We start from the raw sequence: 9,136 nt of genomic DNA on the forward strand, positions 1-9,136 counted from the left end.
CAAACAAAGCTGAAGCTGATAGAGTCTCGGCCCTTCTTACAGAGACCCTTACAGGGTTTGTAGCGAAAGGAAGTAACATTTCGATGTTACATCGCAAGTTACAAAATCTGTTCTAAGAAACGAGTGCTGGGCACTCGGCAACATCGCTACAGGGGCGTCGCCAAGCGGTAAGGCAGCAGGTTTTGATCCTGCCATGCGTTGGTTCGAATCCAGCCGCCCCTGCCATTTTCCTATACTCATCCAGGTATACCCTCAGCCGGCAGGTACTGCGCGTGTCCAAGATGATGGTCTTTACGGGGAACGCTAACCCCGATTTGGCTCGACGTGTCGTACGTCAGCTGCATATCCCACTCGGTGACATTTCTGTCGGTAAGTTCTCCGACGGCGAAATCACCGCTGAGATCAATGAAAACGTCCGCGGTAAAGACGTCTTCATCATTCAGCCGACGTGTGCTCCGACCAACGATAACCTGATGGAACTCGTGGTGATGGCTGATGCCTTCCGCCGTTCCTCGGCTACTCGTATCACCGCTGTTATCCCTTACTTTGGTTATGCCCGTCAGGATCGCCGTCCGCGCTCCGCACGTGTGGCAATAAGCGCGAAAGTCGTCGCTGACATGCTCACAGTGGTCGGCATCAACCGCGTGCTCACCGTTGATCTGCACGCTGACCAAATCCAGGGTTTCTTCGATATTCCGGTAGATAACATCTACGGCTCCCCGGTTCTGGTGGATGACATCGAAGACCAACGCTTCGAAAACCTGATGATCGTGTCCCCGGATATCGGCGGCGTCGTGCGAGCACGTGCTGTTGCCAAATCCTTGGGCGTCGACCTCGGGATCATCGACAAACGCCGTGAGAAGGCTAATCACTCCGAAGTGATGCACATCATTGGCGACGTCGAAGGACGTACCTGTATCTTGGTCGACGACATGGTCGATACCGCCGGCACCTTATGCCACGCGGCCAAGGCCCTGAAAGAACACGGTGCGGCCAAGGTTTTCGCCTATTGCACACACCCTGTCCTGTCCGGTCGTGCGATCGAGAACATCGAGAATTCCATGCTGGACGAACTGGTGGTGACCAACACCATCCCGTTGTCCGCTGCAGCACAAGCCTGTGTTCGTATCCGTCAGTTGGATATCGCGCCGGTAGTCGCCGAAGCGGTTCGCCGCATCAGCAACGAAGAATCGATCAGCGCGATGTTCCGCTAAGGGTTTTCCCTTAGCAGATATTTCGCTGACGAAAAGCGCCCCGCCCTGACAATCCGTCAGGGCGGGGCTTTTTTGCCCATATCGCCCGAGCGTCGGTCGCAAACGCAGAGGCGAGTGTGGTTATTTTGGAGAAACAACATGAATGATTTCACTCTGAATGCTGAAGTGCGTTCCGACCTGGGGAAAGGTGCGAGCCGCCGCCTGCGTCGTCTCGCAAGCCTGGTTCCAGCTGTTGTCTACGGTGGCGAAAAAGCCCCTGAATCCATCAGCATGCTGGCCAAAGAAGTTGCCAAACTGCTCGAAAACGAAGCGGCCTACAGCCACATCATCGAGCTGAACGTTGGCGGCAAAAAGCAAAACGTCATCATCAAAGCACTGCAGCGTCACCCGGCCAAAGGCCATGTGATGCACGCTGACTTCGTACGCGTTGTTGCTGGCCACAAACTGACTGCAGTCGTAGCGGTTCACTTCGTCGGCGAAGAAGCTCCGATCAAGAAAGGCGGCGAAGTTTCGCACGTGACTTCCGAGCTGGAAATTTCCTGCCTGCCGAAAGATCTGCCTGAGTTCATCGAAGTCGACCTGTCGGCTCTGGACGTGGGTTCGATCATTCACCTGTCCGACCTCAAAGCGCCTAAAGGCGTTGAGTTCGTCGCACTGGCGCATGGCAACGACCTGGCAATTGCCAACGTTCACGCCCCACGCGTAGTTCCAACCGAAGATGAAGAAGGCGCAGCCGAGTAATTCATTACTTGGTGACGTCGGAGTTGCTCAGGAAACACCGAGAGCGATAGTGTCAGGCAAAGCGGGCGGGATCGCGGAGTTTACATCATGGTAAATGAGCAGTTTTCGTCCACTTTCGCCGCCACTATCATCGACGTTATCCATAACTCCAAGGAAGAGCCCCTGTCGTGACTGCCATACAACTGATCGTTGGCCTGGGAAATCCGGGCGCTGAATACGAACAGACCCGGCACAACGCAGGGGCTCTTTTTGTTGAGCGCATCGCTGCGGCGCACCGAGTAAATCTGGTGCCCGAGCGCAAATTCTTTGGCCTGACCGGGCGTTTCACACATCAAGGTCAGGATGTTCGGCTACTGATCCCCACCACGTACATGAACCGCAGCGGCCAGGCCGTGGCGGCGCTCGCCGGCTTTTACCGTATTCCGGTTGACGCGATCCTGGTGGCTCATGACGAACTCGATCTACCTCCAGGCGTTGCCAAACTGAAAGTAGGCGGCGGTCATGGCGGTCACAACGGGCTGCGCGACATCATTGCGCAGCTTGGCAATCAGAATACATTTCACCGTCTGCGGCTTGGCATCGGCCACCCAGGCGATGCCAGCAAGGTCTCCGGTTTCGTTCTGGGTCGAGCGCCACGCGCCGAACAGGAAAAACTGGACGCCAGTATCGACTTTGCCCTCGGCGTGCTGCCGGAAATCTTCGCCGGTGAATGGAACCGAGCGATGAAAAACCTGCACAGCCAGAAGGCCTGACATCACTCGAGGGGAAACACCATGGGATTCAATTGCGGCATCGTCGGCCTGCCCAACGTCGGCAAATCCACCCTGTTCAACGCCCTGACCAAATCCGGTATCGCGGCGGAAAACTTTCCCTTCTGCACCATCGAACCGAACACCGGCATAGTGCCTATGCCCGACCCACGCCTCGCGGCGCTGGCGGCTATCGTCAATCCCAAGCGCATTTTGCCGACCACCATGGAGTTCGTCGACATCGCCGGCCTGGTAGCGGGCGCTTCGAAAGGTGAAGGCCTGGGTAACAAGTTTCTCGCCAACATCCGCGAGACCGACGCCATCGCTCATGTGGTTCGCTGCTTCGAAGATGAAAACGTAATTCACGTTTCCAACAGCGTCGACCCCAAACGCGACATCGAGATCATCGACCTGGAACTGATATTCGCTGACCTCGACAGCTGCGAGAAGCAACTGCAGAGAGTGACCCGCAACGCCAAGGGCGGCGACAAGGATGCAGTGGTTCAGAAAGGCCTGCTGGAGCAACTCATAGCTCACTTCGTTCTGGGCAAGCCTGCACGCGGCCTGATGAAGAGCATGAGCGCCGACGACAAAGCAGTCATTCGCGGCTTCCATCTGCTAACCACCAAGCCGGTCATGTACATCGCCAACGTCGCGGAAGACGGTTTCGAGAACAACCCTCTGCTGGATGTGGTTCGCGCCATCGCCGAAGAAGAAGGCGCAATGCTGGTGCCGGTCTGCAACAAGATCGAAGCGGAAATCGCCGAACTCGAAGACGGTGAAGAGAAAGACATGTTCCTTGAGGCGCTTGGCCTTGAAGAGCCGGGCCTGAACCGTGTGATCCGTGCGGGCTACGAAATGCTTCACCTGCAGACGTACTTCACCGCCGGTGTCGAAGAAGTCCGCGCCTGGACCGTCCGCGTGGGAGCCACCGCACCCCAGGCCGCTGGCGTGATCCACACCGACTTCGAAAAAGGCTTCATCCGCGCCGAGTGCATCGCCTACAACGACTTCATCCAATACAAAGGCGAAGCCGGTGCCAAGGAAGCAGGCAAATGGCGTCTGGAAGGCAAGGATTACATCGTCAAAGACGGGGATGTTCTGCACTTTCGCTTTAACGTCTGATGAATTCCGTGGGTTTCCACGGACGTTGACAGATATTGAGACCCCCGTAATCGCCAAGCGATACGGGGGTTTTTCGTCTAAGTCCTACAACGCCATCCACAACAGGCATGATTTACAAATGACCGTGGAAGGTAATGACGTGAGCTAATTGCGACACTTGGGAGTCACCATGAGTTCTTTGCCCATCGATGCCGCGTTGCCGGCGCTGCTCCAAGCCCTTGCAGATCGCAACGAAGTTGTTCTGCAGGCACCGCCGGGGGCGGGCAAAACCACTCGTGTCCCACTCGCAGTGCTTGGGCAGGCATGGTTGGGTGACCAGACCATCGTGATGCTTGAGCCTCGTCGGCTGGCCGCGCGCGCCGCAGCAGAGAGACTGGCCAGCGAGCTGGGCGAGAAAGTGGGTGAAACTGTCGGCTACCGGATTCGTCTGGAAAGCCGGGTCGGGCCTCGTACCCGGATAGAGGTCGTCACCGAAGGTATTCTCGCCCGTCGACTTCAGGAAGACCCCGCCCTTGAAGGCGTGGGGTTGGTCATATTTGACGAGTTCCACTCGCGAAATCTTGATGCTGACCTTGCTTTGGCGCTTACGCTCAATGGGCGCGATCTGCTGCGCGATGAGCTGCCGTTGAAGGTGCTGGTGATGTCGGCGACGCTTGAGGGTGAGCGTCTGTCGCGATTGCTGGACGATGCCCCGGTCATCACCAGTGAAGGACGCATGTATCCCGTGTCCACGCTATGGGGGCGCCCTTTCCAACCTGGTGAGTTTGTCGAACCACGCGTCGTGCAGGCATGCCTGGATGCAATCGATGAGCAGAGCGGCAGCCTCCTGGTGTTCCTGCCCGGCCAGGCAGAAATTCGAAGAGTCAATCAGCAGTTGGCCGATGCGCTGGGTGAGCGCAACGACATACTTCTGTGCCCGCTACACGGTGAGCTTGATTTGAGTGCCCAACGCGCAGCGATTGATCCTGCACCGGCAGGTAAACGCAAGGTGGTACTGGCGACCAATATCGCAGAGACCAGCCTGACGATTGAAGGCGTGCGGGTCGTGATCGATGCAGGGCTGGAGCGTGTGCCCCGCTTCGATCCTCGCAGCGCGATGACACGCCTGGACACGCAACGTATCTCCCGCGCCAGTGCCACCCAGCGTGCGGGCCGTGCCGGTCGACTGGAGCCGGGTGTCTGTTATCGGTTGTGGTCAGAAGCCCAGCACGAGCAGTTGGCCGCTTACAGCAGTGCCGAAATTATGCAAGCTGACCTCGCAGGCCTTGCGTTGCAACTGGCGCGCTGGGGGGTGACACCGGATCAACTAAAGTGGCTCGACCTACCGCCAGCAGCGGCTTTCTCCCAGGCGCGCGATTTGCTACATCGATTGGGCGCCCTGCAACCCGATGGACGCCTCAGTGCCCATGGTCAGGCGATGGCTGAAGTGCCGGCGCACCCACGCATTGCTCATCTTTTGCTGCGAGGGCATTCACTGGGCTTGACAGACATGGCCTGCGATGTGGCGGGATTGCTGGGCGAGCGAGACATTCTGCGCGGGGCCGGCGCTGATCTTCATAGCCGCCTGATGATGGTGTCGCGCGAGCAAAAAGCACAACGCAGCGCACAAGGCGGCGTGCAGCGGGTACGCCAAATTGCGCGGCAGTACCGCAGCTACCTTCGCGGCCAACCCAGCCATCCGGTTACTGACACCGAACACCCCCGCTGGCTTGGCTGTTTACTCGCCCTTGCATATCCAGATCGGATTGCCCGGCAGCGCCGCCCTGGCGGTGCTGAGTATCGTCTGGCCAACGGACGTGCGGCGTTATTCAGCGAGCCGGACGCGTTAATGAAGCACCCTTGGTTGGTCATCGCTGATTTGGGTAGTCGCCAAGGGCAGCGTGAAGAGCGAATCTATCTCGCCAGTGATTTTGACCCTGCACTGCTTGACAGTGTGCTTGCCGAACAAGTGAAGGTCGTGGATGAACTCGACTGGGACGAGCGGGAGGGGGTATTACGCGCAGAGCGTCAGCGCAAGGTCGGTGAACTTGTACTCGCCACCGAGCCTTTGACGGGGCTGGAGGACGCAGCGAGAACCCTGGCCTTGGTTAACCTGGTGCGACGCAAAGGACTGGAGCTTTTGCCCTGGACGCCGGAGATCAGGCAGTGGCAATCGCGCGTGGCCTTACTGCGTGAGCTTGATCTGGCGAAACTGCCAGAGAGTGTATGGCCTGATGTGAGCGACGCATCATTGCTCGACTCGCTACCGACTTGGCTGCAGCCGTACCTCAACAACGTGAGCCGGCTGAGCCACTTTGGCCAGCTCGATCTGTCGTCCATTGTGCGCAACATCTTGCCATGGCCGTTACAGCAACAACTCCAGGAAGAAGCGCCGACCCACATCACGGTGCCGTCAGGTTCATCGGTAAGGCTCGATTACACCGAGACGCCTCCGATACTCGCGGTACGACTGCAAGAGCTATTCGGTCTGGCCGATACACCGAGAATTGCCGGTGGTCGCCAGGCACTCAAGCTTCACTTGCTGTCTCCGGCTCGCCGGCCGGTTCAGGTGACACAGGACTTGGCGAACTTCTGGCGCAGTACGTATGCGCAAGTGAAGAAGGATTTAAAAGGCAGGTATCCCAAACACTACTGGCCGGACGACCCATTAGTGGCAGAGGCGACCGCGCGGACAAAACCAAGAAAGCCCTGAGGCGAAAGGGTCAATGCGCCCCATTCACCCAGCGCCCGGAAGATCGGCCAGTTCAGCCCGTTCCACCCAGAACACCGCTTGCAACCTTCAGCTCAAATGAAACCGCGCCGTATTCTCGCTCAAGGCCCGACTACCTTTGCTCAGCGTATCAATGGCCTGATTGACCGCTCGTGCGCCTTCAAGCAAACGCCCCGCCGCCTGATCGACCTGCTGGATATTGCCGCTGACTTCATCCGCCGTGGCGGCTTGCTCTTCAACTGCGGCAGCGATCTGCGCCAGGGTATCGGTGACGTTCTGTACCGCGCTGGCAATTTCGCCCAATCGCTCGCCCAGACCAGTGACCGATTCTGCGTCAGTGATCGCCTGACCGCATGCAACCTCCATCAAACTGACCGCCTGGCTAACCGTCGAACGCAAGCTGTCCACCGTTTCGGCAATCTGTGCGGTCGAGGCCTGAGTACGTTGCGACAGGCTGCGCACCTCATCGGCGACGACCGCGAATCCACGCCCCTGCTCGCCTGCGCGCGCAGCCTCAATGGCCGCGTTCAGCGCCAATAAGTTGGTTTGCTCGGCAATGCCGCGAATGGTGTCGACCACTGACTGAATCTGCTGCCCCTGCTGGCTCACTCGCCCTAGCGCATCGGCGGTATCGGTCAAACGCTGGTTGAGTTGCTGAATGCTGGCCGTCGTGCGCTGGCTATCACGGCTGCTGTCTTCGGCAATGCCACGGGTTTGCTGCGCGCTGCCGGACGCCTGCTCGCAACTTTTGGCAACACCCATGGACGTCGCGGCCAACTGCGTCGCGGCGGCGGCGATCTGGCTGATTTGTTGTTGCTGGTCTTCCACTTCAGTCAGCGTACTGCCCGCTTGTGAATTCAGTGTCAGCACCACCGAGCCCAACTGCTGCGTTTCGTGATTCACGCCCAACAAACTGCTACGCAGTTGAACCACGGCGACGTTAAGTGCAGTGCTGATCACAGCCAATTCATCACGCCCTTCAACCGCAACTTCGACACACAGATTGCCATCGCGCAGGGACTCAGCCAGCGTGGTGATGCCGCGCGCACTGCGCCGGATCGAGGCCTGCAGACACATAAACAGGTACAACGCCGCCAGCGCCAGAATGCTGAATGTCGCCGCCACCGGAACGAGTTGCTTGATCGCTTGATCGTGGTAATAACTCAGGCGCGCGTCCAGGGAGGTCAACGACTGCTTGCGCAAGGTACCGAGGGTGTCCAGCATGCCGTCGACGCTGCGCTCGAACGCGCTGGTATCGAGCTTGATGGTGCCACCAAACACGCCGTCATCCAGCACTGTTAACTGGTTATCCAGGCGTTGCAGGCTGTCATCATATTGGGTCGCCCAGGCTTCCATGCCGGGATACGCCTTGGCTTTGAGCGATACAGCCGCTTTGACCAACTGATCCCGGGCATCGCCGATGCGGCCGCGTAAATCGCGCATCTGCAAACGACTTTGTAGCGTGAACTGCCCTGATGCAATGGACGACTGACCCACACCCGCCATGCGCCCGATACGCTCGATCAGGTCAGGCGTCTGCTGAGTGGAAATCTGCATCAGCAAATAGGTTTCAAGCCAGGGGTCCAGGATCAATCCGCTGTCCATAGCGATCTGCTCGCGCAGGCTTTGCATCGCCGTGAGCGCAGCCGTGAAACGGTCGTAACCATCTGGCCACCACCCGACAGTACGCAGGGATTGGGAGTCCATCCCTTTGACAGAAGCTTGTAGCGCTTCAAAACGCGCCGACATGTCCGCGCTGACGCTTTGCGCTTTTAGCGTGTCACCTAGCGCCTGCACGCTTTGCACCATGAGCGGACTGTTTGAATCCAGTTCAGCCATAGCAGCCTTGGCTGCCGGTGTCGGATCGTGAAGAATGTCCGCCGCCTTCCAGCGCGCGGCACGGTTACGCTGCGCAGTCAGTTGTCCATCCAGCGCATCGAGCGCCAGCAATTGGCGCACGCCTGATTGCTCATTGGAGATGACCGTCAGCTTGCCGCGATAATCCTGACCGATCATCCACAGACTGCCCGCCAAAGGCAGTATGAACAGCAGAAACAGTATCTGAAACTTGCGCGCAAATCCGAAACGCCCAAGCAGACGGATTCCTGGCGATAAAAGACGCTGCATGTCCGACGACTCCTCTGGACAACCCACCGTTGCGGCACATGGCAACAGCAGACGCCGCCTTTTAAATATTACAGGCAAAATGCCATGTTATTGATTCAATGACGATAGCCGTCTATCCCCGCTCTGAAATAAGCGACATCCATTAAAGGTGCTTTGGCCCTGCCCCAGAACAGAGCCGCCGCATGAAACCGGCCAGATCGCAACAAATATGGGGTAAAAACACTCACCCCGACGGCAAACGGTCGATATTGAAAATAAGGACAAGAGTTTGGGATCGCGTTTTTTTGCAATGAACCCAGGAAAATCCTAACCGCTTGATCACACGCATAAATTCTTTACACGCACGCTTGACACATCTTCAATCTAAGCGAATAATGCGCGCCACTTGGCTACATAGCTCAGTTGGTTAGAGCATAGCATTCATAATGCTGGGGTCCGGGGTTCAAGTCCCTGTGTAGCCACCAAGTACC

At 57.8% G+C, this 9,136-nt stretch carries 6 protein-coding genes, 2 tRNA genes and 1 pseudogene; 8 read left to right on the top strand and 1 reads right to left on the bottom strand.

Annotation, left to right across the window (positions count from 1 at the left end; translation table 11 throughout):
- The 7 genes and pseudogenes from VGC62_RS12125 to hrpB all read left to right on the top strand — a co-directional run.
- A pseudogene (locus VGC62_RS12125) lies at positions 1-116 on the top strand (4-(cytidine 5'-diphospho)-2-C-methyl-D-erythritol kinase); the annotation flags it as partial.
- A 34-nt stretch (positions 117-150) separates the two neighbouring features.
- Positions 151-225 (top strand) — tRNA-Gln (locus tag VGC62_RS12130).
- A gap of 47 nt (positions 226-272) precedes the next feature.
- Positions 273-1,214 carry a ribose-phosphate pyrophosphokinase gene (locus VGC62_RS12135; protein WP_331187327.1) on the top strand — a complete coding sequence of 314 codons (942 nt, stop codon included), beginning with the start codon at positions 273-275 and terminating at the stop codon, positions 1,212-1,214.
- 138 nt (positions 1,215-1,352) lie between these two features.
- Positions 1,353-1,955: a 50S ribosomal protein L25/general stress protein Ctc gene (locus VGC62_RS12140; protein ID WP_331187328.1), complete on the top strand. Its 603-nt coding sequence runs from the start codon at positions 1,353-1,355 to the stop codon at positions 1,953-1,955.
- A gap of 167 nt (positions 1,956-2,122) precedes the next feature.
- Entirely contained in the window at positions 2,123-2,707 is a 585-nt protein-coding gene (pth, locus tag VGC62_RS12145; RefSeq protein WP_331187329.1) for an aminoacyl-tRNA hydrolase, read from the top strand.
- A gap of 21 nt (positions 2,708-2,728) precedes the next feature.
- A complete protein-coding gene (ychF, locus tag VGC62_RS12150) occupies positions 2,729-3,829 on the top strand; it encodes a redox-regulated ATPase YchF (protein ID WP_331187330.1) in 1,101 nt (366 codons plus the stop codon).
- A 169-nt stretch (positions 3,830-3,998) separates the two neighbouring features.
- Positions 3,999-6,521, top strand: coding sequence for an ATP-dependent helicase HrpB (hrpB, locus tag VGC62_RS12155; protein ID WP_331187331.1), 2,523 nt, complete (start codon positions 3,999-4,001; stop codon positions 6,519-6,521).
- Positions 6,522-6,608: 87 nt separating this feature from the next.
- Here the strand turns inward: hrpB and VGC62_RS12160 are convergent, their stop codons facing one another.
- The gene (locus tag VGC62_RS12160) at positions 6,609-8,666 is read right to left on the bottom strand and encodes a methyl-accepting chemotaxis protein (RefSeq protein ID WP_331187332.1); all 2,058 of its coding nucleotides are present in this window, start codon (positions 8,664-8,666) and stop codon (positions 6,609-6,611) included.
- A 387-nt stretch (positions 8,667-9,053) separates the two neighbouring features.
- Between VGC62_RS12160 and VGC62_RS12165 the strand changes: the two genes are divergently transcribed.
- A tRNA-Met gene (locus VGC62_RS12165) sits at positions 9,054-9,130 on the top strand.
- Positions 9,131-9,136 lie beyond the last annotated feature (6 nt).

It is taken from the genome of Pseudomonas sp., from assembly GCF_036404235.1.
Classification (GTDB): Bacteria; Pseudomonadota; Gammaproteobacteria; order Pseudomonadales; family Pseudomonadaceae; genus Aquipseudomonas.